Raw genomic sequence first — 26,466 nt, 5'->3', positions numbered from 1 at the left:
CCAGTCTGCGCCGGGAAGGGTTAAGGCGGGCTGAAGGCTGCTCTCAGCCAAGAGCCTCGGCCAGAAGGCGCGCGGCCTCCTGCTTCGGATCGGCCAGGGGCGCGCGGTCCTCGCCGGGGTGAAAGCGGGCGCGAACCGCGGTCGGCATCGGTGCGGGCGTCCCGATCACCACGCGCGGACCAAGGCGCTGCGTCTCGGCCTGCCAGCTGCGCGCGAGCGCGATCTGGCCGGATTTCGTGGCCCCATAGGCGGCGGAAAAGGCGGTACCGGGCATCGGATCATCAAGGAACAGGGCCGTGCCCTGACCGGCGCGCAGAAGCGGCTCGACCATGGTGATCAGATGCGAGGCGGCGCGCAGGTTGGTGGCCACGGATTTGTCCAGATCCTTCATATCCACCGAAGGCGCGGGCGAGAGAGCGGTGGCATGGATCGCTGTATGCGCCCAGAAGCCCAATCCGCCCCAGCGGTCATGGATCGACCGGCACAGGTGCTGCATCGCGCCTTCGTCGGTCACATCCATTGGCGCCAGCGTCAGCCCGCCCGCACCGGGCAGGCCTGCGGATTTCACCCGGTCGTCCAGATCCTCCAGCCCGCCCACGGTGCGGGCCACGGCCACCACATGCCAGCCGCGGAAGGCCAGCTGTTCGGCCAAAGCGGCCCCCAGCCCGCGCGAGGCACCGGTGATCAGGGCGGTTTTGATCGGGGCGGTTTTCTGGGTCATGTGTCAGGCTCCGGTTCTGGCGTCGGACCGGGGGCGCTTCGCCCCCCGGACCCCCAGAGGATATTTTTGAACAGATGAATGGGGCAGGGCAGGCTTTGCTGCGGGGCCTGCTGGCCTATTCCGCGGCCTTCATCTGGAAGCCTTCGTCCAGCTTGTCGGCCGGGGCGACGGGATATTCACCCGAGAAGCAGGCGTCGCAGAAGCGCGGGCTTTTCGGATCGCGGCCATTCGCCTCGCCCGCGGCGCGGTAGAGCCCGTCGAGCGAGATGAATTTCAGGCTGTCCACCCCGATCCAGGCCCGCATTTCATCCTCGCTCATGGTGGCGGCAAGGAGTTTGGAGCGTTCGGGCGTGTCCACCCCGTAGAAGCAGGGCCAGGCCGTGGGGGGGGAGGCGATGCGGAAATGCACCTCGGCCGCGCCGGCATCCAGGATCATGTCCTTGATCTTGCGGCTGGTGGTGCCGCGGACGACGGAATCGTCCACAAGGATCACCCGTTTGCCACGGATCAGCGACTTGTTCACGTTCAGCTTCAGCCGCACGCCCATGTTGCGGATCTGCTCGGTTGGTTCGATGAAGGTCCGGCCCATATACTGGTTGCGGGTGATGCCCAATCCGAAGGGGATGCCGGATTCCGCGGCAAAGCCGATGGCCGCGGGGGTGCCGCTGTCGGGGACCGGGCAGACGAGATCGGCATCGACCGGCGCTTCGCGCGCGAGTTCCACGCCGATCTGGCGGCGGGTTTCATAGACAGAACGGCCGCCGATGATGCTGTCGGGGCGCGAGAAATAGACCTGTTCGAAGATGCAGGAGCGGGATTTCGCCGGGGCGAAGGGGCGCGAGGATTGCACGCGGCCATCCTCGATCACCACCATTTCGCCGGGGTCGATCTCGCGCACCAGTTCGGCGCCGATGATGTCCAGCGCGCAGGTTTCCGAGGCCAGCACATAGCCGTCGCCCAGACGGCCCATGACCAGGGGGCGCACGCCAAGCGCATCGCGCACGCCCATCAGCTTGGTCCGGGTCATGGCGATGACCGAGAAGGCGCCTTCGACGAGCCGCAGCGCGTCTTTCAGGCGTTCGGCCTGGGTCTTCTGCATCGACCGCGCCATCAGATGGATGATGCATTCGCTGTCGGAAGAAGACTGGAAGATCGCCCCGCGCTCGATCAGGTCCTTGCGCAGGCGGGCGGCGTTGGTCAGGTTGCCGTTATGGGCGATGGCACAGCCGCCGATGGCGAATTCGCCGAAGAAGGGCTGCACGTCGCGGATCTGGGCGGCGCCCTTCGATCCGGCGGTGGAATAGCGCACATGGCCGATGCCAAGGCTGCCGGGCAGGAGCTTCATGATCCCGGCAGAGGTGAACGTGTCGCGCACATAACCGAAGCGGCGTTCCGAGTGGAAGCCGGTCGAGGGCTCGTAGGTGACGATCCCACCGGCCTCCTGTCCGCGGTGCTGCAGGGCATGCAGGCCGAGGGCGACGAAATTGGCGGCATCGGAGAGACCGATCACTCCGAAGATGCCGCATTCTTCCTTGAGCTTGTCGCCATCGTTCAGCGGTTCGAACGGGTGGGCGGGGAAGCGGCGCATGGGGCCTCCGAATCCGGACTGGTCCGGGCTGTGGTGTGGCCCTTCATCTAGTCGTTACGCCGGGGCATGTCACCCCCCGTCTGCCGCAATGCGGCGCCCCTGATGCGGGGGTCTTGGTGCGCTGGCGCACCAAAGCCGGGATCAGGGCGCGGCCGGAGCCGGGGCCGGGGCGGTTTCCGTCGGCGTGGCGCTGCCCGGTGCCGGGGCGCAGACCGCGGTCAGTTCATTGTAACGCTGGACGATCCAGCCGGGCGCGTCGGTCGGGATGGCGCTGTCGATCGACGACTGGAAATTGGCGAAGACCTTGGCGGTGCGGGAATTATCGACCGCCGGGATCGACTGGTTGGACAGCGCACGGTCATAGACGATGAAGGCCACCGCGATGAGGAGGACACCGCGCAGCACGCCGAAGAGGAAGCCGAGCCCCTGGTCGATGCCGCCAAGGGCCGAGCGCTGCACCACAGAGGCGAAAAGGGGTGTGAACAAGGCCGCCACGATCAGGCCAAGCGCGAAGACCGTGGCAAAGGCGGCAATCACCGAAAGTTCACAGCTTTCCATCAGATAGGCGCCGACGACCGGCAGCTCCACCACCAGACCCTTGGCCGCACCGGCGAAGAGGAAGGCCACGATGGCCGCGCCGACCCAGCCGAGAATGGCCATGCCCTCGCGCACAAGACCGCGCGAATAGGCCAGAACGGCCGACAGAAGGATGACCAGCGCGGCACCGCCGTCGACCCAGGTGAAGTTGTCCATTCCCGTCTCCCCCGGGGGGTCAGCCCGCCCCGAACATTTCCCCGGTGAAGGCCGTCAGATCGGCCAGCTCCCGCAAGGCCATGCCGTCCGGTGCCCCGTGTTTGGAGCGGGCCGGCAGGGCCGCCTGTGTGAAACCAAGTTTCCCGGCCTCTTTCAACCTGTTTTCCGTCTGCCCCACCGGACGCAGCGCGCCGGAGAGCGAGATTTCCCCGAAAAGCACCATGTCGGGCGGAATGGCCACATCCTCACGCGCGGACAAAAGCGCGGCTGCCACGGCCAGATCGGCCGCGGGTTCGGTGACGCGCAGGCCCCCCGCCACGTTCAGGAACACGTCCAGCCCGGTGAAGGGGATGCCGACCCGCGCCTCCAGCACCGCCAGAATGGTGCTGAGCCGCCCCGAATCGAGGCCGACCACCGTGCGCCGCGGCGTGCCGAGGGGGGAGGGTGAGACCAGCGCCTGAATCTCGGTCAGGACGGGGCGGGTGCCTTCGATCCCGGCAAAGACCGCGCTGCCCGGCGCAGGTGCATCGCGCGAGGACAGGAACAGCGCCGAAGGGTTCATGACCTCAGCCAGCCCGGCGCCGGTCATCTCGAACACGCCGATCTCATCGGCAGGGCCGAAGCGGTTCTTCACCGCGCGCAGGATGCGGAACTGATGGCCGCGCTCGCCCTCGAAATAAAGGACGGTATCGACCATGTGTTCCACCACGCGGGGGCCGGCGATCTGGCCCTCTTTGGTGACATGGCCGACAAGGATGATGGCGACGCCGCGCTTTTTCGCGAAGGTCACCAGCTCATGCGCGGCGGCGCGGACCTGAGAGACCGAGCCGGGCGCCGCCTCGACCGTGTCCAGCCACATGGTCTGGATCGAATCGATGATGGCCAGCGCCGGGCGTTCGGCATCCAGCGTCGTCAGGATGTCGCGAAGGCTGGTCTCGGCGCCCAGTTGCACAGGGGCCTGCGTCAGGCCAAGCCGCTGCGCCCGCATGCGGACCTGCGCGCTGGCCTCTTCGCCCGAGATATACAGGCATTTCAGCCCGCGCGAGGCGAAGCTGGCCGCGGCCTGCAACAGCAGGGTGGATTTGCCGATGCCGGGATCGCCACCCACCAGAATGGCCGAGGCCGGGACCAGCCCGCCGCCCAGCACCCGGTCCAGTTCGCCCATGCCCGAGACGGCGCGCGGGGGCGGCGCCTCTTCGGTGGCAAGGTCGGTCAGCGGGATCGTGCGCCCCTTGGCGCCCAGAGCCTTTGGCCCGGCGGAGAGCGGCGCCTCTTCAATGATCGAATTCCACGCGCCACAGGCATCGCAGCGCCCCGCCCATTTGCGATGGGCCGCGCCGCAGGCGGTGCAGGTGAAGCCGGGGGTCTTGCTCATCCGCCCTTGGGTAGCCCCTCCGGCGCGATGCTTCAAGCCCGTGGCGGGAAGCAAGGCTGGCGAAAGGTGGCTGCGAAAGGATCAGTCGCGGACGGGCTGCGCAAACCGCTGCGCCCCCGTGCTTTTCATCCACGAGTCGGCAGGAGGACCCGCGTTGAAACTGGCGCGCGCGGGGGAAGGGCGCTAGGTGTTCTGTATACAGAGTTCAGGAGGACTTGCATTGTATACAGGATACGGTATGGTGAATTCATGAATCTGGAGCGCAATCATAAACTCGCGGCGGGAATCTCCGAAAACCTCGTTTCGGTGCTGGAAGAGGCCATCGTCTTTCTGGAACTGGCTCCGAACGAACGCCTGACCGAGGAAGAGGTGGCCGAACGCTATGGTGTCAGCCGCTCGCCCGTGCGCGATGCCCTGCGGGTGCTGGAGCGCGAGGGTCTGGTCCTGCGCGAGGCGCGGCGCGGCATCTGGGTCACGCCGATGTCGCTGCGCGATTTCGACGAGATCTACCGCTGCCGCATCGCGCTGGAGGCCATCGCCGCGGAAGAGGCCGCCCGGTCCACCAATGCCCAGCTGAAGGAACAGCTGTGGCGCGTGCTGGAGTCGATGAAATCCGCGCGGGCCGCGGGCGATGCGCGCAGCTTCTTTGCCCACGATGTCCGTGGGTCCGAGCTGATCTATGCGATTGCCGACAACGCCACCCTGCGCCGTCTGCTGAAGGGGCTGGAAAAGCAGGCGCTGCGCTACCGCTATCACCTCTATCAGCGCAACCAAAGCGTGGTGGACCTGTCGATGGACGACACGGCGCGGGTGTTTCAGGCCATCGTGGACGGCGATCCTGAACAGGCCAAGCAGCTGGAACGCGACCTGATCGAAAAGATCTGGCTCGAAACCCGTGACGCCATCCGCGCCGAATTCGGAGAGGGGCGGACATGACCCGGATCGCGGCGGCTTATCCCTATATCGACACCCATACCGCCGGGCATCCGACCCGGGCGATCCTGGGGGGGATTCCGCCGCTGTCGGGCGACAGCGTCCTGGCGCAGCGTCAGGATTTCGAGCGGCGCTTCGACCATCTGCGCCCGGCGCTTCTGCACGAACCCCGCGGCCATGCGGCCATGGTGGGTCTGATCCCGGTGCCCTCTCGCGTGGCGGATTTCGGCGCGATCTTCATCTCCTCCTATGTCTATCTGGGCATGTGCGGCCATGGCACCATCGGTCTGGCCCGCACCCTGGCCTTTACCGGCGCGATCTCTCCGGCCACGGGGGACAGCTTCACGCTGGAAACCCCGGCGGGGGTGGTGCGGGTCGATCTGGACTGGGGGCCGGATGGCGAACTGGCCGAGGTCGCGCTGGAGAACGTGCCCGCGTTCATGGGCATCCCCGGATTGCAGGTCGATGTGCCGGGCCTTGGCCCGGTGACCACCGATGTCGTCTACAGCGGCATGTGGTATGCGATGGTGGCCGCCGATCCCCTGGGCCTGTCGCTGGAGCCGGAGAATGTCTCGGCTGCCCTGGCGCTTGGCTGGCGGATCAAGCAGGCCATCTCTGCCGCGACCGATGGCCGGGCAGAGATGCGGGGCTTGCCTGCGCCGAGCGTGCTCTTCCACAGCGATCCGGCGCGTGGGCAGGGGCGGCAGCTGCTGGTTCTGGCGCCCAACAAATACGACCGCTCGCCCTGCGGGACCGGCACCTGTGCGCGGATGGCGCAGATGCTGATCCGGGGCGAGCTGGACGAGACCGAAACCTATCGCGCCGAGAACATCCTTGGCGTGCCGTTCACCGCGCATCTGGCCAGAAAGACCGTGGCCGACGGGGTGACGGGTTACAGCATTGTGGTCTGCGGCAGGGCGTTCCTGTCCGCCCAGGGCACAATCTTCCTCGAAAAGGACGATCCGCTTTCGGGGGGCTTCCTGGCCAGGTGAAGACCACCCGGCCCCATACGCAAAACCAAAAGATCAGGGAGATCTGACCATGTCTTTCTTCGGAAACCTCCTCCGGGCAGCCGCCCTGGGGGCCGGGGTCGCTGTTGCCGCAGGGACCGCTGCCATCGCACAGGACAACCCTTCGGCCGTGCTGGATGAAATCCGCGCCTCGGGCGAACTGAAGATCCCGGTGATGATCGGCGAGGAGCCGGGCTATATCAAAGACCCCGCCACCGGCGAATGGAGCGGCTTTTACGTCGATTTCCTGACCGACCTGGCGGATCAGCTGGGCGTGAAGGTCACCCCGGTCGAAACCACCTGGGGCAACCTTGCGGCCGACTTCCAGTCGAACAAGATCGACATCGCCATCGGTGTGAACCCCAACCCCAAGCGCGGTCTGGTCGTGGACTACCTGTGGGAGCCCTTGTTCACCGATGCCTGGGCCGTGCTGTCGCCCGAGGGCAAGCCCGTCGCCACCTGGGCCGAGCTGAACGTGCCGGAAAAGACCGTCGTGGTGCAGAAAGGTTCGACCATGCAGGTCGTGGCCGAGGCGCTTCTGCCCAAGGCGACGCTGACCGTGGTGGAAGACCGCAACCTTGCCATCATGGAGCTGCAGGCCGGTCGTGCCGATGCGATGATCCAGTCGGTCTTTGACGTGCTGCAGATCGCGGGTCAGGTCGGCGGCGAAGTCTCGATCCCCGAGCCGATGCTGCGCAACCCCGCTACGCTGGCCGTCGCGCGCAAAGCGGGCAATGCGGGCTACATCAACTTCCTGACCAACTGGGTGCAGCAACAGCGCTCGCTGGGTCTGGCACAGGGCCGTCTGGCCAAGTCGTGGGAAGACCGCGGCATTGATCTGTCGATCCTGCCCGACAGCTTCAGCTTCTGACCGCTTCTCCGCACCGGCCGGGGTCTGATCCCCGGCCGGATGCCGGGCGCCTCTGCTCCCGCCTCCCTTCAACCTCCTCTGGAGACGCGCGCTTGTTCGATCTTTCTGTCATCACGCAGAACTGGCCCCTGTTCTGGAGCGGGCTTCTCGTCACGCTGCAATATTCCGCCTTGTCGATCAGCGCCGGGCTGGTCATCGGGCTGGTCATCGGCCTGATCCAGCTGACCGGTTCCCGCACCCTGACGGTCGTCGGCCGGGTCTATGTGGAAATCTTCCGCAATATCCCGCTCCTCGTCATCCTGCTGTGGATGTATTACGCCTTCCCGATCTTTGCCGGGCTGTCGATCACCAAATTCTGGGCCGGTTTCGTGGGGCTCAGCCTTTACGCGGGCGCCTTCTATGCCGAGATCCTGCGCGCGGGCGTGCAGTCGATCGACCGCGGCCAGACCGATGCCTCGACCGCGCTTGGCATGACCTATGCGCAAAGGATGCGCCGGGTGATCCTGCCGCAGGCCTTCCGCCGGATGATCCCGCCCCTGGCTGGCCAGTCGATCATCCAGATCAAGAACACCACGCTGATGTCGATGATCACCGTGCCGGACCTTCTGTATCAGGCCAGCTACGTCAGCAGCTTCACCTACCGGCCGATGGAGGTCTACACCATGGTCGGCGTCATGTTCCTTGTCCTGCTGGTGCCGCTGACCCTGCTGTCGCGCAAGCTGGAGAAGATTTCGGAGCGCGTGAAATGACCCAAGCCAATGTGCCTACCGGGGCAAACCCGCTTCTGAAGATCGAAGCTTTGCGCCTGCAATTCGGCCAGCGCGAGGTGCTGCGCGGCGTGGATCTGACCGTGCAGCAGGGTGAGGTGGTCGTGCTGATCGGGGCCTCAGGCTCGGGCAAGACCTCGCTTCTGCGCTGCATCAACCTGCTGAATACCCCTTCGGGCGGCCGCATCAGCATCGGGGATGAGGCGATCTACAGCCACCAGCCCGGCGCGCGCGATGGCAATGCCGTGCCCGCAAAGACGGTGAACCGCATCCGGGCCAACACCGGCATGGTGTTCCAGCAGTTCAACCTGTTCCCCCACATGACCGCCCTTCAGAACGTCATGGAGGGGCCGGTGACCGTCAAGAAGGCGAATGCCGAGACGACGAAGGCCGAAGCGCTGGACCTTCTGGCGCAGATGGGGCTGCAGGATCATGTGACGAAATACCCGCGCCAGCTTTCGGGTGGGCAGCAGCAGCGGGTGGCGATTGCCCGCGCTTTGGCCATGCATCCGAAGGTCATGCTATTCGACGAGCCGACCTCGGCGCTGGACCCTGAGCTGGTGGGCGAGGTGATGAAGGCCATGGTTGATCTGGCCAAGACCGGCATGACCATGGTCATCGTCACCCACGAACTGGGCTTTGCCTTCGAGATCGCCGACCGGGTGATCTTTCTGGACGAAGGCATGATCGCCGAAAGCGGCCCGCCCCGGGAAATCCTGCTGCGCCCCACCCATCCGCGGCTGAAAAGCTTCGTCGGGCGCTTCCACGAGACGGCCGACCTCCTCCGCCCGTTCCTCGAAGGCGCCTGACGGGGGCGGGGCGGTGCTGGGGACCGCCCCGTTCCACCACTCATCCTGACACCGGCCCCCGCTCCGGCGGGCCGCCTGTCGCCTGCACCCGATGCAGGGCCTGACCTTAAGGAAAGCCCATGTCTCTCAGCATGTCTCTCAGCTTCAATCCCGATACCGTCGTCCTGCCCACGGGCCATCACATCGGCGGCCGCTTTGTCGAGCTTCCGGGCGAGACGATCCCGGTCCTGCGCCCCTCGGATGAACGGCCCATGGGCCATGTCACGGATGGTGGTGCGGCGGCGGTGGAGCTGGCGGTTACGGCCGCCCGTGACGCGCTGGCCCGGACCGGATGGGCGAAGATGGCCCCGCGCGACAGGGCCAAGGTGCTCTATGCCTTTGCTGCCAGGATCGAGGAAAAGGCCGAATACCTTGGCCGGCTGGAGGCGATGGGGTCCAGCCGCCTGATCTCCGGCACGGTGACGGGGGACGCGGTACGCACCGCGGGGGTGGTGCGCTATTTCGCGGAATATTGCGACAAGCTGGAAGGGATCGTCACCGCCACCAAGGCCGACACCCTGTCCTATACCCGGCGCGAGCCTTACGGGATCGCCGGGGCCATCGTGCCGTGGAATTTCCCGATGATCACCGCGGCGTGGAAATTCGCGCCCGCGCTGGCGGCCGGGAATGCGGTGGTGATGAAGACATCCGAACTGACGCCGCACAGCCTGTTGGCGCTGGCCGAATGCGCGGCGGAGGCCGGGTTGCCGGGCGGCCTGTTCAATGTGGTGAACGGCTGGGGCCACACGACCGGTGCGGCCATCGTGGCGCATCCGGCCATCGGCATCGTCTCTTTCACCGGATCGACGAAGACCGGCGCGGCGATCATGGCGCTGGCGGCCCATTCCGGGATCAAGCCGGTGGTGCTGGAACTGGGCGGCAAAAGCCCCCAGATCGTGACCAACAATCCCGGAGAGATCGAGGCGGTGGCCACCCGCGTTGCCAATGCCTTCATGGCCAATGCAGGGCAGGTGTGCACGCTGGCCTCGCGTCTGATCGTGCAGCGCGGTGTGGCCGATGAACTCTTGGACCGGGTGCTGGCGCGGACGAAGGCCATCAAGGCCGGGCCGACCTGGGATGAGACGACGACCTTTCCCCCCGTCATCTCGAAGACGCAGTTCGACCGGATCGACGGCATGGTGCAGCAAAGCGTGGCGCAGGGCGCGGGCGTTCTGACCGGCGCCGCGCGGCTGGACGGCCCGAATGAGGGGCATTTCTATGCCCCCACCATCCTGACAGATGTGGCCCAAGACAACATCGGCTACACCGATGAATTCTTCGGCCCGGTGATGAGCGTGACCCGCTTCGACGACATCGAAGAGGCCATCACGCAGGCACAGCACCCGACTTATGGCCTGTCCGCCTCGGTCCATACGCAGGATCTGCGGCTGGCGATGAAGGTGGCCGACACGGTCGAGGCGGGGATGGTCTGGGTCAATCAGCACGGCCGCGACCCGGAATTCACCTATGCCGCGGGCGGCTGGAAAGGCTCGGGCTTCGGCAAGGACATGGGCCGCGCCGGGATCGAGGAATTCACGCGGCAAAAGGCCGTGTGGATCAACTATCTGTAAGGACAGCGGGAATGATCTACGATTTTGTCATCGTGGGCGGCGGTTCGGCCGGGGCGGTGATGGCCGCCCGCCTGTCCGAAGATCCCGCGCGTCAGGTGGCGCTTCTGGAGGCCGGGCCGGACACCCCGCCCGATGCCGTGCCGGATATCATCTCGGACAGCTACCCCGGCCTGTCCTATTTCGATCCGGCCTTTCACTGGTCGAAGCTGCGGGTCCATGCCCGCAACCCCCGGTCCAATTCTGACACCGTGCCCCCCACACGGCTGGAACAGGCCAAGGTCATGGGGGGTGGTTCGTCCATCAACGGCCAGTTCGCCGTGCGTGGCCTGCCCGCGGATTACGACGAATGGGCCGAATTGGGCGCCAAGGGCTGGGACTGGGCGGGCATGCTGCCCTATCTGAAAAAGCTGGAGCGCGATCAGGATTTCGACGGCCCGCTGCACAACCAGTCCGGCCCCATGCCCATCCGCCGGGTGTTCCCCAAGGACTGGGCCGGGTTCACGAAATCCGTGCTGGAGGTGGTCGAGGGGCAGTATCCCTACCGCGAGGATTACAACGCCTCGTTCGAGGAAGGGTCCTTCCCGCTGCCGCTGACCAATGAGAATGACCGCCGGGTGTCCACGGCCGTGGGTTATCTGACGCGCGAGGTCAGGGCGCGCAGGAACCTGCATCTGTTCCCGATGACGCAGGTCGAGGCGCTGGAGACCGAAGGCAGCCGCATCACCGGCGTGCGCGCCCATACCGAAGGCCAGCCCGCCCGCGTCTGGCAGGCGCGTGAGGTGATCGTTTCGGCCGGCGCCCTGCACACGCCCGCCATCCTGCTGCGCGCAGGGATCGGCCCCGCGCATGAGCTGCGCGCCAAGGGCATTCCCGTGCTGGCCGACCGGCCCGGCGTCGGCGCCAATCTGATGGACCACCCGCATCTGGCCGTGGGCGCGCATTTCAAACCTTCGGCCCGGCTGCGGCCAGGCCAGCGGCGGCATATCTTCCTTGGGACCCGTTATTCCTCGGGCTACGATGGCTGCACGCCGAACGACATGCTCTTGATGCCGGTGAACCGGGCGGGCTGGCACCCGTTGGGGCGGACCATGGGCGCGCTGAACGTCTGCGTGAACAAGTCCTATTCGCAGGGCACCGTCCGCCTGAAATCGGCCGACTGGCGGGAGGAGCCGGAGGTGAACCTGAACCTTGCCGGCGACGACCGCGATCTGATGCGTCTGGTCGACGGGTTCGAACGGCTTTACCGCATCATGGAGGATCCGCGGGTGCGGTCCCATGTGAACACATGGTTCTTGGCCGGTTACACCGAAGAGGCACGGTCGCTATCGGTGAAAAAGCCGTCGAACTACATCAAGACCGGCACGGCGGCGCTGCTCTTCGACTATGTGCCCTTCTTCCGCGAAACCCTGCTGCGGCGCAAATTCGGCACGACCGAGCGGATGCACCAGATGATGCGGAACCGCGACCTGATCGTGGACTGGGCGAAATCCGCGGTCTGGTCGGGCTGGCACGTCTCCTGCTCGTGCCGGATGGGCGGCGATGAGGACCCGATGGCGGTGCTGGACAGCCAGTGCCGGGTGCGCGGCGTGCAGGGGCTGCGGGTCGTCGATGCCTCGGCCATGCCCTCGGTCATCGCGGCCAATACGAACATCACCACGATCGCCATGGCCGAAAAGGCCGCCGATCTGATCCTGAATTCCTGAACCTGCCGAAAGGAGACTACCATGCGTGAGAACAAGGTCCGGACCCTGTGGTCCAAGGGCGAATGCGCCGTCACCGGCTGGCTGGCCATCCCGTCCAGCCTGTCTGCCGAACTGATGGCACAGCAGGATTTCGACGCCATCACCATCGACATGCAGCATGGCTGCGCCGATTACGCGGACATGCTGTCGATGCTGCAGGCGATTTCCACCACCGACCGCACGCCTTTTGTCCGGGTGCCGTGGAACGATCCGTCGATCATCGGCCGGGTGCTGGATGCGGGCGCCTATGGCGTGATCGCGCCGATGGTGAACACCGCCGCCGAATGCCGCGCCTTTGTCGAAGCCTGCCGCTACTATCCCGAAGGCGGGCGTTCGGCCGGGCCGATCCGGGCGGGCCTTTACGGCGGGCCGGACTATTTCGCCAATGCAAACAAGACGATCATCACCATGCCGATGATCGAACATAAGGATGGCCTCGCCAATCTGGATGAGATCCTGGACACGCCCGGGCTGGACGCGATCTTCGTCGGGCCGTCTGATCTGGCGATCTCGATGGGCTACACCCCGGGGTTCGATCCGAAATGGGATGACGTGAACGAGGCCATCGCCCTGATCGCGCGGCGCTGCATCGAAAAGGGCGTGGTGCCGGGCATCCATGTCGGCTCGGTCGAATACGGCCAGAAGATGCGGGATCTTGGCTACAAGTTCATCGCCTATCTGTCGGATTTCCGCATGCTGCAGATGGCCTATGCCAAGGCGATGCCCGCGTTCCGGTCGGGCGTGCCCTCGGTTCTGGCACCCTGAGCGGGCAGGGGCCGGGCATGACAGAGGCGCCGAAGCGCGGCAAGGTTGTGGTCATCGGCGCAGGCATCATCGGTGTCTGCGCCGCCAACAGCCTTGCCGATGAGGGGTTCGAGGTTCAGGTGATCGATCCGGTCGAACCGGGCAGCCCGGACCAGTGTTCCTATGGCAATGCGGGCGGGTTGTCGCCCGGCTCCTGCATTCCCAACGCCATGCCGGGGATCGCGCGACAGGTGCCGGGCATGCTGATGGACCCCGAAGGCCCCATCGGCCTGCGTCTTCTGGACCTGCCGCATGCGCTGCCCTGGCTGCTGCGCTTTCTGGCCAACGCCCGCCGAGGGCGGGTGGAGCGGATCGCCGACGGGATGATCGCGCTGAACCGGCTGACGCTGGAGTGCTATGAGCCTTTGGTCCGCGCCGCGGGCTGTGCCGATCTGATCACTCGGCGTGGCCAGCTCTTCGCCTATGAAAACCCGAACGGCCCGGCGGGCAGCGCACTGTCCATTTCGATGCGCCGGGCGCGGGGGGTCAGGGTGGAGATACTGAACGCCGTCCAGATGCGCGAGCTGGAACCCGCAATCTCGCCCGACTATTGCGCGGGGGTGTTCCTCCCCGAACAGGGACAGTGCTCCAACCCGGGGCGGCTGGTGGCGGCCATCGCCGCGCTGGCGGCTTCCAAAGGCGTGACCTTCACCCGCCTTGCCGCGCGCACCTTGGCGGCGGAGCGGGGCCGCATCACCGGGGTTGCCACCGATGCCGGGCTGATCCGCGCCGACAAGGTGGTCGTCGCGGCGGGCGCCTTTTCCGGCCCCTTCGCCCGCGCCGTGGGTGTCCGCGTGCCCCTGATCAGCGAGCGGGGCTATCACATCATGCTGCCCCATGCCCAAACCGGCCTGCGCGTGAACGTCAACGCGGCGGAACGCAAATTCGTGGCCGCGCCGATGGAGGGGGGCTTGCGCCTTTCCGGCACGGTGGAATTCGCCCGGCCCGAGGCCGCGCCGAACTGGCGCCGGGCCGAGATCCTGCTGTCACAGGCGCGCCACATGTTCCCCGGCGCGGACTTGTCCGGCATGACCCGCTGGATGGGCAACCGGCCGGGCACCCCGGACAGTATCCCCGTCATCGAAACCGCGCCCCGCCACCCGAACGTGATCCTTGCCTTCGGCCATGGCCATCAGGGGCTGATGGGCGGATCGGTCACTGCGCGGCTGGTGGCGGAGCTGGCCACGGGGCGGGCGCCGTCCATCGACCTTTCACATTTCCGCTCCTCCCGGTTCTGAGCGGCAGGCCCCGCGGGGCAAAGGAGAGACCCATGTATGAAGAAAAGATCGAACTGCTGATCGACGGCACGTTCCGTCAGGGCAGCGAGGGCAAATCGCAGCCGCTGCTGAACCCCGCCACCGGGGAAGAGATCGCCACCGTCCCCCATGCCTCGCCCGCGGATCTGGATGCGGCGCTGGCAGCGGCGGACCGGGCATTCCCGCTGTGGAAGGCGGAAACCCCGCTTGCGCGTTACAAGATCCTGATGAAGGCCGCCGATCTGATCGACCAGCGGCTGGAGACCATCGCCCGCGTCCTGACCATGGAAAACGGCAAGCCGCTGGCCGAAGCGCGGGGCGAGATCGCCTTTTCGGCAGAGGCCACGCGCTTTTACGCCGAAGAGGGCAAGCGCAGCTATGGCCGTATCGTCCCGGGCCGGGTGCCCGGCCAGCGCCAGATGGTGCACAAGGAACCCGTGGGCGTGGTCGTGGCCTTTGCGGCCTGGAACTTCCCGGCCTCGAACGTCATCCGCAAGGTCGCGGGCGCCTTGGCCGCGGGCTGCACCATCATCCTGAAGACGGCCGAGGAAACCCCGGGCACCGCCGTGGCTTTTGCCCGCTGCTTTCAGGATGCGGGCCTGCCCAAAGGCGCGCTGAACCTTGTCTTCGGCGTGCCCTCTGAGGTGTCGGCCCATCTGATCGCCTCGCCCATTCCGAAGAAGGTCTCGCTCACCGGCTCCACCGCCGTGGGCAAACTGCTGATGAAGCTGTCGGCCGATACGCTGAAGCGCACGACGATGGAACTGGGCGGCCATTCGCCGGTGCTGATCTTTGGCGATGCCGATTTCGACCTGACGCTGAACACGCTGGTGGCGACGAAATTCCGCAATGCGGGGCAGGTCTGCACCTCTCCCACCCGGTTCTTCGTGCATGAAAGCCTGGCCGACCGTTTCGCCAAGGGTATGGCCGAAAAGGCCGCCGCGCTGCGCCTTGGCAACGGGCTGGAGGCCGAGACCCAGATGGGCCCGATGATCGCCCCCCGCCGGTGCGAGGCGGTGCATGCGCTGGTGACCGATGCGGTGGACAAGGGCGCCGATCTGCTGACCGGCGGGCACAAGCTGAACCGTCCGGGCAATTTCTACGCGCCCACGGTGCTGCACAATGTGCCGGAAAACGCGCGGATCATGTCCGAGGAACCCTTTGGCCCCATCGCCTCCATCGTCGCATTCAAGGGCTTTGACGAGGTGATCGAACGGGCGAATGCGCTGCCCTACGGTCTTGCCTCTTTCGTCTTCACCCGCGATGGCGCCACCGCGCGCAATGCGGAGATGGCGCTGAATGCGGGCATGGTGGGGGTGAACCACACCGTGATCTCCACCCCCGAGACGCCCTTCGGCGGCGTGAACGAATCCGGCTGGGGGTCGGAAAGCGGGACCGAGGGGCTGGAGGCCTTCCTGCGGACAAAGTTCGTCTCGGAGCTGTTCTGATGCTAAAGGGCAGGCGGGGTGATTTGCCCCGCCCGCCCGAACCGCCTGAAATCCCTGCCCGAAGTGCTTGCCGGAGAAGAGAATGACCGACGCTGCCACCCCGAAAATCCTGATCGTCGATCTTCTGGGCCTTGCCCCCGGACCGGATGGCACACCCGATGCCTCGGCCGTGCGGGCGCATGTGCAGGCGCGGGGCGGGGTCTTCGTGGACGGATCGGCCCGGCAGGCTCCCGCGCCCGCGGCGGGCAAGCCGCATTTCTACTATTGCCCCATGCTCTCGACAGAAGCCGAGTTGCTGACCGAGGCCGGGGACGGCCTTTATGACGCGGTGATCGCCGCGGCCACCTTCCTGCCCGCAGGTGCAAGGTTCGACCGTGGCGGCGTGCGGATCGGTGCGGGCACCGGCAATATGGGATCGGCCAGCTGGGGCGGTGGTGACGGCAAGGGCGGCGTGGCGCCCCTGATGAACACGCCCGGCATCAACGCCCGCGCCACCGCGCAGATGGTGATGAAGGCCCTGCTGCGCCAATGCCCCGACCTGCCGGTCGAGGAGATGCATGCCCTTGTGGCCGCAGGAAATTTCGACACCGGCCGCGATCTGGTGCGCTTTCCCACGGCCAAGCTGGAAGGCCGAACCTTCGCCGTCATCGGCTATGGCAACATCGGGCGCGAAGTGGCAAAGCTGGCCCGCGCCTTCGGGATGCAGGTCCGCATCCACGCCCGCCCGCGCCACCGCGACTGGATCGAGAGCGAGGGCTTCGCCTATGCCGCCACCCCGGTGGAGGCGGCGCGCGGCGCCCATGCTCTGTCGGTGCATGTGGGGCTGGGGCCAAAGGGGCCGCAGGGCTTTGCCAATGCCGGTCTGGTGGGGGCCGAGGTGCTGGCCGCGCTGGCGCCCGGGGCGATCCTCCTGAATTACGACCGCGGAGAGCTGGTGGACGTCCCCGCGCTCTCTGCCGCGCTGGCCACTGGTCAGGTGAGCCACGCCGCCATTGACGCCGACCTGTTCCGCGATGCCACGACCGGCGCGCTGAGCGGGCCGATGCTGCCGTATCTCTCGCTGTTGCCGGAGCATGCGGCGAAGCTGTCGCTGCTGCCGCATGCCGCGGCTGACACTGACCACCCGACGCGGGTGGCGGGGGCGAAGCAGGCGGTGGACCAGATTCTGTCCGTCCTGCAGGACGGCGTGGTGCGCAACCTGAAGGGCGATCTGCCGGACGGCCTGCGCGACGGCGGCCCGCTCAGGCCTGCGGGTCTGGGCAGCGTCAGCCCGGCCGAACTGCTGGCCCTGCGGGCTGAGGGGCTGGACCACCTGCGCCGCCTGACCGCCGATCTGGCCACCGCGCTGGAGGCTTTGGCCGGAGAGCAGGGCGCCGGGGCAGGGGCCTCGCTTCTGCTGGCCGCCAACCGCCTGTCCACCGCCCTGCGCAAGGCCGGGCTGGAGGGCCGCTTCGAGGGGTGACATCAAAGGAAAAGGCGCCCCGCGGGGCGCCTTTTTTCACTGGTCCAGGAAGCTGCGCAACTTGCGGCTGCGGCTGGGATGTTTCAGCTTCCGCAGCGCCTTGGCCTCGATCTGGCGGATCCGTTCGCGGGTCACGCTGAACTGCTGGCCCACCTCTTCCAGCGTATGGTCGGTGTTCATGCCGATGCCGAAACGCATCCGCAGAACCCGCTCCTCGCGCGGGGTCAGGCTGGCCAGAACCCGGGTCGTGGTTTCCTTCAGGTTTTCCTGAATGGCGGAATCCAGCGGCAGGACGGCGTTCTTGTCCTCGATGAAATCGCCCAGCTGGCTGTCTTCCTCGTCCCCGATCGGGGTTTCAAGGGAGATCGGCTCCTTGGCGATCTTCATCACCTTGCGGACCTTCTCCAGCGGCATCTGCAGCTTTTCGGCCAGCTCTTCCGGCGTGGGTTCGCGGCCGATTTCATGCAGCATCTGGCGGCCGGTCCGCACCAGCTTGTTGATCGTCTCGATCATATGGACCGGAATCCGGATCGTGCGCGCCTGATCCGCGATGGACCGGGTGATCGCCTGACGGATCCACCAGGTGGCATAGGTTGAGAACTTGTAGCCGCGGCGGTATTCGAACTTGTCCACCGCCTTCATCAGGCCGATGTTGCCTTCCTGAATAAGATCAAGGAATTGCAGCCCGCGGTTGGTGTATTTCTTGGCGATCGAGATCACCAGACGCAGGTTGGCCTCGACCATTTCCTTCTTGGCCTGCCGGGCCTCTTTCTCGCCCTTCTGGACCTGGTTCACGATCCGGCGGAATTCGCCGATGTCCACGCCGACATATTGGCCGACCTGCGCCATTTCGGCCCGCAGATCCTCCACCTTGTCGCGCGACCGTTCCATCAGCGTCTGCCAGCCGCGGCCCGCCTTGGCGGCCATGCGGTCGCACCAGCCGGGATCCAGCTCATAGCCCTGATATTCGGCGATGAACTCTTGCCGGTTCACGCGCGCGGCATCGGCCAGCTTCACCATGCCCGAGTTGATGGACATGATCCGCTTGTTGATGCCGTAAAGCTGGTCGATCAGTGCCTCGATCCGGGAGTTGTTCAGGTGAAGTTCGTTCACCAGAAGCACCATCTCCGACCGCAGCTTCTGATAGGCGGCTTCCTCGGTGGTCGAGAAGCGTTCCGAGCTGGAGATCGTGGCCGACATCCGCTGCCGCTGCATGTCCGACAGGCCGGCATAATTGTCGGCAATGCGTTCCAGAATTTCCAGAACCTTCGGGCGCAGCGTCGCTTCCATCGCGGCCAGCGACAGGTTCGAGCCTTCTTCGTCGTCATCCTCGGGGTCTTCGCGCAGGATCGGGTTGCCGTCGGCATCCAGCTCCGGCTCGGACGAGGCAGACCGGCGCGGCGCGGCCGGGGCGGCGCCTTCCAGATCCATACCTTCCAGCGGCGGGCCTTCCAGATCCTCGTCGCCGTCCAGGCTGCGGCCGAAGGTGGCCTCAAGGTCAATCACGTCGCGCAGCAGGATTTCTTCGGACAGAAGTTCGTCGCGCCAGATCGTGATGGCCTGAAAGGTCAACGGGCTTTCGCACAGGCCCGCGATCATCGTGTTGCGGCCGGCCTCGATCCGCTTGGCGATGGCTATTTCGCCCTCGCGGCTGAGGAGTTCGACCGAACCCATCTCGCGCAGATACATCCGCACCGGATCATCGGTGCGGTCCAGCGTTTCGGACGGGCCACCGGCGAGCGCAATCTCGCGCGAGGTGGAGGTCTCGACCAGCTCTCCGGCCGCAGGGGCCTCTTCGCTGTCGTCAGCCTCGTCATCCTCGATGACGTTGATGCCCATTTCGGACATCATCGACATGACATCCTCGATCTGCTCGGACCCCACCTGTTCCGCGGGCAGAACCGCGTTCAGCTGGGCCATGGTGATATAGCCGCGCTCGCGCGCGTCGGCGATCATCTTCTTGACCGCGGCCTGGCTCATATCGAGCGAGATATCGGCGTCGTCGGTCTCGGGCTTGATGTCGTCGTTGTCCTTGAGGGCCATGAATGCTCCTGCCGGGGGTGTCGAATCGTGATCGGCTCTGACGAATCAATAGCGCGAATCACAGCGGGTTAAAGGCCGAATCAGGTCTGGCGCCCCCGACCGCGGCTGAAGTCGATGGAATCGTGCAATCTGCGCGCACGATCCAGCTCTTCGCGGTCCAGTTCCACACCATTCGGCGCGATGATACTCTCGGTCTTCTGCTCCTTCGGACCGCGGGCGGCACTGATCCGGGCCTCCGCCGCGCGCGAAATCCGCCATGTCAGCCCTTCGTCGGCCAGACCTTCCACATCCTCCTGCGCCTCGGCCAGCTCGGCCCGGTGGGCGCGTTCGGCCTGCAGCCGGGCCAGGGCTTCCTCGACGCAGGCGGCGGCGAAGTCCGTATCGGCCCGGGGCTGCAACGCGGGGCTGATGCGGACATGGGGATGCGCCATCAGCCGGTCAAGGGCGGCGGGGCTGTCGTTCTCCACCCGGGCGCGGCAATCCGGCGCCGCGGCATGGGTCATGATCAGGTTCCGCAGCCGGACATGATCCTCGCCGGACCAGTCCAGCCGCTCCAGCTCGGATTCGAAACGATGCACCAGATCGGGAAAGCGCAGCAGCGTGGCCAGCACCACCGCCTCGCGCAGGGTATCTTCCGGGGCCGATCCCGCCGCCAGCAGGGACTGGCGCGCGGCAGGGGTGGGCGGGGCAAACGGGTCAGGGCCAAACCCACGCCGCCCCGGCGTGAAGGGGCGGCCCGGGGTTGCGGCGCGGGGTTTGCGGCCGCTGCGGAACAGCTCCCACCGAAGCTCCTTGATCACCTCGCCGTAATGGCTGCGGATCGAAGGATCGGCAATGCGCTGCAGGGCCTGCCGCAAGGTCTTGTCCAGCGCCGCGCGGCGTTCGGGACTGTCGAAGACGCGGCCCTCGGTCTCGCGCTGCCACAGCAGGTTGACCATCGGCTGCGCGGCATCCAGCACGCGCTGCATGGCGGGCGGGCCTTCGGCTTTCAGCAGATCGTCCGGATCCTGCCCCTGCGGCAACAGGGCAAAGCGCAGGCCCTTGCCGGATTCCAGCAGGGGCAGCGCCAGATCCACCACCCGCAGCGCGGCCCTTATGCCCGCGGTGTCGCCATCCAGCGCCACGACGGGCTCATCCGAAATCCGCCAAAGGAGACGCAGCTGATCCTCGGTCACCGCCGTGCCCAAGGGCGCCACCGCGGCACCAAAGCCCGCCTCGCTGAGCGCGATGACATCCATATAGCCTTCGGCCACGATCAGCGGCTGGCCCTTGCCCGCCGCCTCGCGGGCGGGGCCATGGTTGAAAAGGTTGCGGCCCTTGTCGAACAGTTCCGTCTCCGGCCCGTTCAGATATTTCGCCCGGGCGTTCGGGTCCATCGACCGCCCGCCCAGAGAGATGGCCCGGCCGCGCCCGTCACGGATGGGAAAGATGATCCGGCCGCGGAACCGGTCATACAGACTGCCGTCATCGGCCTTGGCCACCATGCCGGAGGCCACCATCAGCTCCTGCGAGATGCCCTTTGACGCCAGCGACCCGATCAGCGCCTGACGGCTGTCAGGCGCCCAGCCAAGTTCCCAGCGGTCCACCGCAGCGTCCGACAGGCGGCGCTTCTGCGCGATGTAATCGCGGGCGGGCGCGGCCCCGGCGGTCTTCAGCTGAAGGCGGTAGAACTTTACCACCTCTTCCATGACCTGCCCCAGCTCGGTCCGGCGGTCGGCCTTTTCGGCCGCGCGCGGGTCGCGTTCGGGCATCTGCATGCCCGCCTCGGCGGCCAGCACCGCCACCGCCTCCATGAAGGGCAGGTTGTCGGCCTCCTTGACGAAGGTCAGCACATCGCCCTTCGCATGGCAGCCGAAGCAGTAATAGAACCCCTTGCGGTCATCGACGTGGAAGCTGGCCGATTTTTCCTGATGGAACGGGCAGGGCGCCCACCAGTCGCCCTTGGCCATGTTCGACTTGCGCATGTCCCATGTCACCTTGCGGCCGACGACGGCCGAAAGCGACACGCGGGTGCGAAGCTCGTCAAGGAATCCGGGGGGCAGGCTCATACTGCATGATATGGGCGTGCCCCGCCGCCGAGTCGAGTCACAAGGCGCGGCTGGCGCCGCAAGTCCGGGTCCTCGCCTCTGGCGCGTGCCGCGCCAACCGGCTCAGACGGCGCTCCGCGCGGGGATATTTTTGCCAGTATGAAATCCCAAGCCATTCATACTGGCCGAAATATCCCGGGGGTGAGCCCGGAACGGGCGAGGGGGCAGCGCCCCCTTACCACCCCAGCCGGTCGCGCAGCGAAAACCATGTCATCGCCGCCACCAGCAAGGGCCAGCGCATCAGCGCGCCGCCCGGGAAGCGCGGCTGCGGCAGGCGGGCCATCAGGTCGAAGCCCGCGGCCTGTCCGGCCACCGCCTCGGCCATCATTTTCCCGGCCAGGGTGGCCAGCGCCACCCCATGCCCCGAATAGCCCGAAGCGGAGAGGACATTGGGCGCGGGCCGGGTGAAACACGGCATCCGGTTCACCGTGATCGCCAGCGTCCCGCCCCAGGCATGGGTGATCTTCACATCGGCGAGCTGCGGATAGATTTCCAGCATCGGCTTGCGCACCGCGCGGGCGATGTCGGGGAAGCGGTAGCCATAGCTTTCCGCGCCGCCGAACAGCAGCCGGTCATCTTCGCTGAGGCGCCAGTAGTTCACCACGAATTTGGTGTCATGCACGGCGATCGGTTCGGCCAGCACCTCCCGCGCGCGCGGACCCAGCGGTTCGGTCGCCACCACGAAATTGTTGATCGGCATGACCTTTGCCGCCACCTTCGGCTCCAGCCCTCCCATATAGCCGTTGGTCGCCAGCACCAGATGGGCGCAGGTGACGCGGGCCGCGGCGGTTTCCACCGTGGTCTGCGGCCCATAGGTCAGCTTTGTGACCTCGCTTTCCTCATGGATCACTGCGCCTGCGGCCTGTGCCGCGCGGGCCAGACCGATGGCGAAGTTCAGTGCATGGATATGCCCGGCACCGCGGTCGATATCGCCGCCTTGGAATGCCTCGGACCCGACCAGCGCGCGCAGGCCGTTGCGGTCCAGCCGTTCGATCTCGTGGTAATTGTAGTCGCGGGCCAGCTTTTCGGCATAGGCCCTGGCATGGTCGGCCTCGGACGCATGCCAGCAGGCATGGGCGATGCCGGGGCGGTAATGCGTGCCCTCCATCCCCGCGGCCAGATTGCGGACCAGTGCCTTGGCATCCTGTGCCATGTCCCACAGACGGCGGGCGTCCTGTCGCCCGACAGCCTTTTCCAGCCAGTCCTGATCCTGCCGCTGGCCGGACCCGACCTGCCCGCCATTTCGCCCCGAGGCGCCGAAACCCACGCGATGCGCCTCCAGCACCACGACGGAAAGGCCCTTCTGCGCCAGATGCAGCGCGGCGGACAGGCCGGTATAGCCCGCGCCCACCACGCAAACATCGGCGCGAATCGCGCCTTCGGCCCGCGGTTGCGGAGCGAAGGGCACACGTGTTTCGGCATACCAGCTGGGCGGATACTGCCCGGGCCGGTCATTCGCATGCAGGAGGTTCAGAGCCATGTCAGGAGGTCATCATCGGGGGTCATCAGACGTTCAGAAGCAGATGCTCCCGCTCCCACGGGCTGATGACTTGCAGGAACTCTTTGTATTCGTTCCGCTTCACGCTGTCGTAGACCCTGATGAAATCGACGCCCATCACCTCTTTCAGCGCCTCGTCCTCGTCCAGAAGGTCCAGCGCGTCGCCCAGGTTCACCGGGATCTCGTCCGAGTCGATATAGGCCGATCCGGTGAATTCCGGGCGGGCGGCTTTCTTCTCCATCAGGCCCAGATAACCGCAGGCCAGCGTGGCCGCGATGCCGAGATAGGGGTTGCAATCCATCCCCGGCAGCCGGTTTTCCAGCCGCCGCGCGGCGGAGCCCGAGATCGGGACGCGCAGGCCGGTGGTGCGGTTGTCCCGCCCCCATTCCAGATTGATCGGCGCGGCAAAATCCGGGACGTAGCGGCGGTAGCTGTTCACATAGGGGGCGATCAGCGCCACCGCCGCGCCCATGTGGTTCTGCATGCCGCCGATGAAATGGTTGAAGGCTTCGGTCTCCACCCCTTTCGCCCCGGCGAAGATGTTCTTGCCGGTCTTCGCATCCACCACCGAGGTGTGGATGTGCATCGCGCTGCCCGGCTCGCCCGCGATGGGTTTGGCCATGAAGGTGGCAAAGCAATCGTGGCGCAGTGCCGCCTCGCGGATCAGCCGCTTGAAGAAGAACACGTCATCGGCCAGCCGGACCGGGTCGCCATGGGCAAGGTTCAGCTCGATCTGCCCGGCGCCGCCCTCCTGCAGGATGCCGTCGATTTCCAGCCCCTGCGCCTCGGCAAAGTCGTAGATGTCGTCGATCACCTTGCCGTATTCGTCCACCGCCGACAGGCTGTAGGCCTGCTTGCCTGCCGCCCGGCGGCCCGAGCGGCCCATCGGCGGGATCACCGGCATGTTGGGGTCGATGTTGCGGGCGGTCAGGAAGAATTCCATCTCGGGCGCGACGACCGGCTTCCAGCCCTGCGCCTCATACAGGCCGACGATCCGGCGCAGCACATTGCGGGGCGAGAAGGGCACAAGGTTGCCCTTCTGATCCTTGGCATCATGGATCACCTGCAGCGTGACATCCGCGGTCCAGGGGGCCGCGGTGGCCGTGGTCCAGTCCGGTTCAAGGATCATGTCGGGTTCGGTAAAGGCGTCGAACGGGCTGTCGGCCCATTCCCCGGTGATCGTCTGCAGGAAGATGGAGTTCGGCAGGAAGTAATTGGTCTGCTTGGCGAATTTCGCGGCGGGCATCGCCTTGCCGCGGGCCACGCCGGCGATATCGCCGATCACGCATTCCACTTCATCCACCCGGCGGCCGCCGATGTAGGAACGGGCTGCCTCGGGCAGCTGGTCAGTCCATTTGGACATGGGTCACACTGTGGTTGGGGGGTGGCCCCCGCGGCCGGTCAGGCGCGGAGCTTCTCGGCCCCATGGGGTTGGGTCTTCTGGTGGTTCAGGAAGAAGGCGGCGATCCGGTCGGCCATCGGGCCGCGGTCCAGAGGCGTGTCCAGCTTGGCCACCGCCGCATCCAGCGTGGCATCCGGGACAAGGCCGCGGCCGCGCTTCTCGATCAGGCCTTGGGCGAAATCGCGGCTGAATTCCGGATGCGGCTGCACGGTGAACATGCGGTCGTCATAGAGAAGCGCGGCATTCTCGCAAAAGGCATTGGTCGCCACGCGGGTGGCCCCCTCGGGCTTGACCGTCACCTGATCCTGATGCCAGGCGTTCAGGGTGACGGTTTCACCGCCGAAGTCATACTCGGTCGGGCCGACGGACCAGCCGCCGGCATATTTCTCGACCTTGCCGCCCATGGCCTGCGCGATGATCTGATGGCCAAAGCAGATGCCCACGACCGGCACACCTTCGGCATAGGCGGTGCGGATGAACTGTTCCAACGGCGGGATGAAGGCGTGATCCTCATAGGCCCCGAAGCGGGATCCGGTGATCAGCCAGCCCTCGCAGTCCTGCACGCTGGCGGGAAAATCCATCGACATAACGCGGTAGCGCCGGAATTCCAGCCCGCGGCCCGCCAGCAGCGTCTCGAAGAAATCCGGATAATCGCCCATCTCGGGGCGCAGGGCATCAGGGGATTCGCCGGTTTGCAGAATGCCGATCCGCATGGTCTACCTCAGTCTTTCCGCCATGGTGGGCGCGGGGCGGCCTCCGGTCAAGGGGCCGCGCCGCAAAGGGGGCGCAGGGCGTGGTCCGTCCTGCGCTCCTCGCGCCGCTGCCGACGCGACGCGCGTGGCAGACGGCGAGGAGCGCCCCCGGGTCACACGGTGTCGAGATAGAGCTCGACCCGCTCTTCCGGCGACAGTTCGGCGATGTAATGCAGCTCCTGCCGCTTGGTCTGCACCAGATTCCGGATCAGTTCCTTGGGCAGGAAGCGATAGATCAGATCGCTGTTCTCGAAGGCGTCAATGGCCGCATCCCAGGTTGCCGGAATCTGCGGCAGATCCATCGCATAGGCATTGCCCGAGACGGGGGCCGCCGGCTCCTTCTGATCCTCGATCCCCGAGAGGGCTGCGCCCAGAATGGCCGCCAGCATCAGATAGGGGTTCACGTCACCGCCCGCCACCCGGTGCTCGATCCGGCGCGCAGCGGGATTGCCCGCGGGAATACGGATCGCGGCGGTGCGGTTCTCATAGCCCCAGGCAATCGCGGTGGGCGCATGCTTGTCGGGCACCAGCCGGTCATAGCTGTTCAGATGCGGCGCAAAGAGCAGCGTGCTGTCATGCATCGCCTCCAGACAGCCCGCCACCGCATGGCGCAGCTGCGCGGTGCCCTTGGGCCCGCCGGAATCGAAGATATTCTCACCGCGTTCGTCGATCACCGAGAAATGGGTGTGCAGGCCCGAGCCGGAATATTCCGGATAGGGTTTCGCCATGAAGCTGGCGGCAAAACCGTGCCGCCGGGCCAGACCCTTCACCAGCATCTTGAACAGCCAGGCATCGTCAGCGGCGCGCAAAGCATCGTCGCAATGCATCAGGTTCACCTCGAACTGGCCGAGGCCGGTTTCCGAGGTGGTGGTGTCGGCGGGAATATCCATCGCCTCACAGGCGTCATACAGATCGGTGAAGAAGGTGTCGAAGGCATCCAGCGCCCGGATCGACAGCGTCTCGGCCGCCTTGCGCCGCTTGCCCGAGCGGGGCGAGGACGGGACCTGCAGCGTCTTGCCGGAATCGTCGATCAGGAAGAATTCCAGCTCCATCGCCACCACCGGCGTCAGCCCGCGCGCCTTGTAGCGGCGCACCACGGCGTTCAGCGCATGGCGGGGGTCGCCCTCATAGGGCTGGCCGTTTTCGCGGAACATCCAGATCGGCAGCAGCGCGGTCGGCGCCTCCAGCCAGGGCATCGGCATGAAGCCGCGTTCGGTGGGCTTCAGCACGCCATCGGCATCGCCCTGTTCAAACACCAGCGGGCTGTCGTCGATATCCTCGCCCCAGATGTCGAGGTTCAATACCGAGAAGGGGAAGCGGGTGCCGCTTTTCACCACATTCTCGGCAAAACGGGCGGGAACGCGCTTGCCCCGCGCCTGGCCGTTCAGGTCTACGGCAGCCACACGGATCGTCCGCACATCCGGGTGTTTTCTGAGCCAGTCCTTCATCATGGTTCACACTGGAAAAGGCACGGCCCCGCGCCCCCGGGCCGACAGTTCCTGAAAAACCGTCAAGGCCCGCCCGATGCGCAAGTT

The 26,466-nt window shown here is 66.3% G+C and carries 21 protein-coding genes; 11 read left to right on the top strand and 10 right to left on the bottom strand.

Translation table 11 applies throughout. The features are described 5' to 3' along the window. Window positions 1-43: 43 nt before the first annotated feature. The 4 genes from ACO2Q5_RS19850 to radA form a co-directional block, all read right to left on the bottom strand. Entirely contained in the window at window positions 44-721 is a 678-nt protein-coding gene (locus tag ACO2Q5_RS19850; RefSeq protein ID WP_423294265.1) for an SDR family NAD(P)-dependent oxidoreductase, read from the bottom strand. A 115-nt stretch (window positions 722-836) separates the two neighbouring features. After that, window positions 837-2,309 carry an amidophosphoribosyltransferase gene (gene purF, locus ACO2Q5_RS19845; RefSeq protein WP_423294263.1) on the bottom strand — a complete coding sequence of 491 codons (1,473 nt, stop codon included), beginning with the start codon at window positions 2,307-2,309 and terminating at the stop codon, window positions 837-839. Window positions 2,310-2,450: 141 nt separating this feature from the next. Continuing rightward, complete coding sequence (locus ACO2Q5_RS19840; RefSeq protein WP_423294261.1) at window positions 2,451-3,062, bottom strand: CvpA family protein; 612 nt, start codon at window positions 3,060-3,062, stop codon at window positions 2,451-2,453. Window positions 3,063-3,081: 19 nt separating this feature from the next. Continuing rightward, complete coding sequence (gene radA, locus ACO2Q5_RS19835; protein ID WP_423294259.1) at window positions 3,082-4,437, bottom strand: DNA repair protein RadA; 1,356 nt, start codon at window positions 4,435-4,437, stop codon at window positions 3,082-3,084. Between the two features lie 249 nt (window positions 4,438-4,686). On the opposite strand from radA, the gene ACO2Q5_RS19830 reads away from it, so the two are divergent. The 11 genes from ACO2Q5_RS19830 to ACO2Q5_RS19780 all read left to right on the top strand — a co-directional run bounded on the left by ACO2Q5_RS19830 (window position 4,687) and on the right by ACO2Q5_RS19780 (window position 17,149). Then, window positions 4,687-5,373 (top strand): GntR family transcriptional regulator, encoded by a 687-nt coding sequence (locus ACO2Q5_RS19830; RefSeq protein ID WP_423294257.1) that lies wholly within the window; start codon window positions 4,687-4,689, stop codon window positions 5,371-5,373. After that, entirely contained in the window at window positions 5,370-6,362 is a 993-nt protein-coding gene (locus ACO2Q5_RS19825) for a proline racemase family protein (protein WP_423294255.1), read from the top strand. Before ACO2Q5_RS19830 ends, ACO2Q5_RS19825 begins: the two co-directional genes overlap by 4 nt. A 49-nt stretch (window positions 6,363-6,411) precedes the next feature. Further along, window positions 6,412-7,251, top strand: coding sequence for a transporter substrate-binding domain-containing protein (locus ACO2Q5_RS19820; RefSeq protein ID WP_423294253.1), 840 nt, complete (start codon window positions 6,412-6,414; stop codon window positions 7,249-7,251). A 92-nt stretch (window positions 7,252-7,343) separates the two neighbouring features. Beyond that, the gene (locus ACO2Q5_RS19815) at window positions 7,344-8,000 is read left to right on the top strand and encodes an amino acid ABC transporter permease (protein ID WP_423294251.1); all 657 of its coding nucleotides are present in this window, start codon (window positions 7,344-7,346) and stop codon (window positions 7,998-8,000) included. Beyond that, on the top strand, window positions 7,997-8,827 hold the full coding sequence (locus ACO2Q5_RS19810; RefSeq protein WP_423294249.1) for an amino acid ABC transporter ATP-binding protein: 831 nt from the start codon (window positions 7,997-7,999) through the stop codon (window positions 8,825-8,827). The genes ACO2Q5_RS19815 and ACO2Q5_RS19810 overlap by 4 nt, the downstream gene beginning before the upstream one ends. Before the next feature lie 119 nt (window positions 8,828-8,946). Then, complete coding sequence (locus tag ACO2Q5_RS19805; RefSeq protein WP_423294247.1) at window positions 8,947-10,437, top strand: aldehyde dehydrogenase family protein; 1,491 nt, start codon at window positions 8,947-8,949, stop codon at window positions 10,435-10,437. Window positions 10,438-10,448: 11 nt separating this feature from the next. After that, window positions 10,449-12,140 (top strand): GMC family oxidoreductase, encoded by a 1,692-nt coding sequence (locus ACO2Q5_RS19800; protein ID WP_423294245.1) that lies wholly within the window; start codon window positions 10,449-10,451, stop codon window positions 12,138-12,140. Between the two features lie 21 nt (window positions 12,141-12,161). Next, window positions 12,162-12,944 carry an HpcH/HpaI aldolase family protein gene (locus tag ACO2Q5_RS19795; RefSeq protein WP_423294243.1) on the top strand — a complete coding sequence of 261 codons (783 nt, stop codon included), beginning with the start codon at window positions 12,162-12,164 and terminating at the stop codon, window positions 12,942-12,944. Window positions 12,945-12,961: 17 nt separating this feature from the next. Continuing rightward, window positions 12,962-14,221, top strand: coding sequence for an NAD(P)/FAD-dependent oxidoreductase (locus ACO2Q5_RS19790; RefSeq protein ID WP_423294241.1), 1,260 nt, complete (start codon window positions 12,962-12,964; stop codon window positions 14,219-14,221). Between the two features lie 32 nt (window positions 14,222-14,253). Beyond that, window positions 14,254-15,687, top strand: coding sequence for an NAD-dependent succinate-semialdehyde dehydrogenase (locus tag ACO2Q5_RS19785; protein WP_423294239.1), 1,434 nt, complete (start codon window positions 14,254-14,256; stop codon window positions 15,685-15,687). A gap of 82 nt (window positions 15,688-15,769) precedes the next feature. After that, complete coding sequence (locus tag ACO2Q5_RS19780; protein ID WP_423294237.1) at window positions 15,770-17,149, top strand: NAD(P)-dependent oxidoreductase; 1,380 nt, start codon at window positions 15,770-15,772, stop codon at window positions 17,147-17,149. A 36-nt stretch (window positions 17,150-17,185) separates the two neighbouring features. On the opposite strand, the gene rpoD is transcribed toward ACO2Q5_RS19780, so the two are convergent. The 6 genes from rpoD to ACO2Q5_RS19750 form a co-directional block, all read right to left on the bottom strand. Next, window positions 17,186-19,192: an RNA polymerase sigma factor RpoD gene (rpoD, locus tag ACO2Q5_RS19775; protein WP_423294235.1), complete on the bottom strand. Its 2,007-nt coding sequence runs from the start codon at window positions 19,190-19,192 to the stop codon at window positions 17,186-17,188. An 80-nt stretch (window positions 19,193-19,272) separates the two neighbouring features. After that, complete coding sequence (gene dnaG / locus ACO2Q5_RS19770) at window positions 19,273-21,240, bottom strand: DNA primase (protein WP_423294233.1); 1,968 nt, start codon at window positions 21,238-21,240, stop codon at window positions 19,273-19,275. Window positions 21,241-21,454: 214 nt separating this feature from the next. After that, a complete protein-coding gene (locus tag ACO2Q5_RS19765) occupies window positions 21,455-22,753 on the bottom strand; it encodes an NAD(P)/FAD-dependent oxidoreductase (protein WP_423294283.1) in 1,299 nt (432 codons plus the stop codon). A 31-nt stretch (window positions 22,754-22,784) separates the two neighbouring features. Next, window positions 22,785-24,140: a glutamine synthetase family protein gene (locus ACO2Q5_RS19760; protein ID WP_423294231.1), complete on the bottom strand. Its 1,356-nt coding sequence runs from the start codon at window positions 24,138-24,140 to the stop codon at window positions 22,785-22,787. A 38-nt stretch (window positions 24,141-24,178) separates the two neighbouring features. Continuing rightward, the gene (locus tag ACO2Q5_RS19755; RefSeq protein ID WP_423294229.1) at window positions 24,179-24,892 is read right to left on the bottom strand and encodes a type 1 glutamine amidotransferase; all 714 of its coding nucleotides are present in this window, start codon (window positions 24,890-24,892) and stop codon (window positions 24,179-24,181) included. Window positions 24,893-25,044: 152 nt separating this feature from the next. Continuing rightward, on the bottom strand, window positions 25,045-26,379 hold the full coding sequence (locus tag ACO2Q5_RS19750; protein ID WP_423294281.1) for a glutamine synthetase family protein: 1,335 nt from the start codon (window positions 26,377-26,379) through the stop codon (window positions 25,045-25,047). Window positions 26,380-26,466 lie beyond the last annotated feature (87 nt).

Origin of the sequence: Neotabrizicola sp. VNH66 (assembly GCF_049445895.1) — a bacterium.
Classification (GTDB): Bacteria; Pseudomonadota; Alphaproteobacteria; order Rhodobacterales; family Rhodobacteraceae; genus Pseudogemmobacter.
This window is presented reverse-complemented; position numbering and strand designations above follow the sequence as displayed.

Bases quoted from the DNA above. Each gene is read 5' to 3' on its own strand.
- ACO2Q5_RS19825 (WP_423294255.1), top strand. From the start codon at position 5,370: ATGACCCGGATCGCGGCGGCTTATCCCTATATCGACACCCATACCGCC.
- radA (WP_423294259.1), bottom strand. From the start codon at position 4,437: ATGAGCAAGACCCCCGGCTTCACCTGCACCGCCTGCGGCGCGGCCCAT.
- ACO2Q5_RS19840 (WP_423294261.1), bottom strand. From the start codon at position 3,062: ATGGACAACTTCACCTGGGTCGACGGCGGTGCCGCGCTGGTCATCCTT.
- dnaG (WP_423294233.1), bottom strand. From the start codon at position 21,240: ATGAGCCTGCCCCCCGGATTCCTTGACGAGCTTCGCACCCGCGTGTCG.
- ACO2Q5_RS19785 (WP_423294239.1), top strand. From the start codon at position 14,254: ATGTATGAAGAAAAGATCGAACTGCTGATCGACGGCACGTTCCGTCAG.
- ACO2Q5_RS19795 (WP_423294243.1), top strand. From the start codon at position 12,162: ATGCGTGAGAACAAGGTCCGGACCCTGTGGTCCAAGGGCGAATGCGCC.
- ACO2Q5_RS19780 (WP_423294237.1), top strand. From the start codon at position 15,770: ATGACCGACGCTGCCACCCCGAAAATCCTGATCGTCGATCTTCTGGGC.
- ACO2Q5_RS19750 (WP_423294281.1), bottom strand. From the start codon at position 26,379: ATGAAGGACTGGCTCAGAAAACACCCGGATGTGCGGACGATCCGTGTG.
- ACO2Q5_RS19830 (WP_423294257.1), top strand. From the start codon at position 4,687: ATGAATCTGGAGCGCAATCATAAACTCGCGGCGGGAATCTCCGAAAAC.
- rpoD (WP_423294235.1), bottom strand. From the start codon at position 19,192: ATGGCCCTCAAGGACAACGACGACATCAAGCCCGAGACCGACGACGCC.
- ACO2Q5_RS19790 (WP_423294241.1), top strand. From the start codon at position 12,962: ATGACAGAGGCGCCGAAGCGCGGCAAGGTTGTGGTCATCGGCGCAGGC.
- ACO2Q5_RS19810 (WP_423294249.1), top strand. From the start codon at position 7,997: ATGACCCAAGCCAATGTGCCTACCGGGGCAAACCCGCTTCTGAAGATC.
- ACO2Q5_RS19755 (WP_423294229.1), bottom strand. From the start codon at position 24,892: ATGCGGATCGGCATTCTGCAAACCGGCGAATCCCCTGATGCCCTGCGC.
- ACO2Q5_RS19805 (WP_423294247.1), top strand. From the start codon at position 8,947: ATGTCTCTCAGCATGTCTCTCAGCTTCAATCCCGATACCGTCGTCCTG.
- ACO2Q5_RS19820 (WP_423294253.1), top strand. From the start codon at position 6,412: ATGTCTTTCTTCGGAAACCTCCTCCGGGCAGCCGCCCTGGGGGCCGGG.
- ACO2Q5_RS19850 (WP_423294265.1), bottom strand. From the start codon at position 721: ATGACCCAGAAAACCGCCCCGATCAAAACCGCCCTGATCACCGGTGCC.
- purF (WP_423294263.1), bottom strand. From the start codon at position 2,309: ATGCGCCGCTTCCCCGCCCACCCGTTCGAACCGCTGAACGATGGCGAC.
- ACO2Q5_RS19760 (WP_423294231.1), bottom strand. From the start codon at position 24,140: ATGTCCAAATGGACTGACCAGCTGCCCGAGGCAGCCCGTTCCTACATC.
- ACO2Q5_RS19800 (WP_423294245.1), top strand. From the start codon at position 10,449: ATGATCTACGATTTTGTCATCGTGGGCGGCGGTTCGGCCGGGGCGGTG.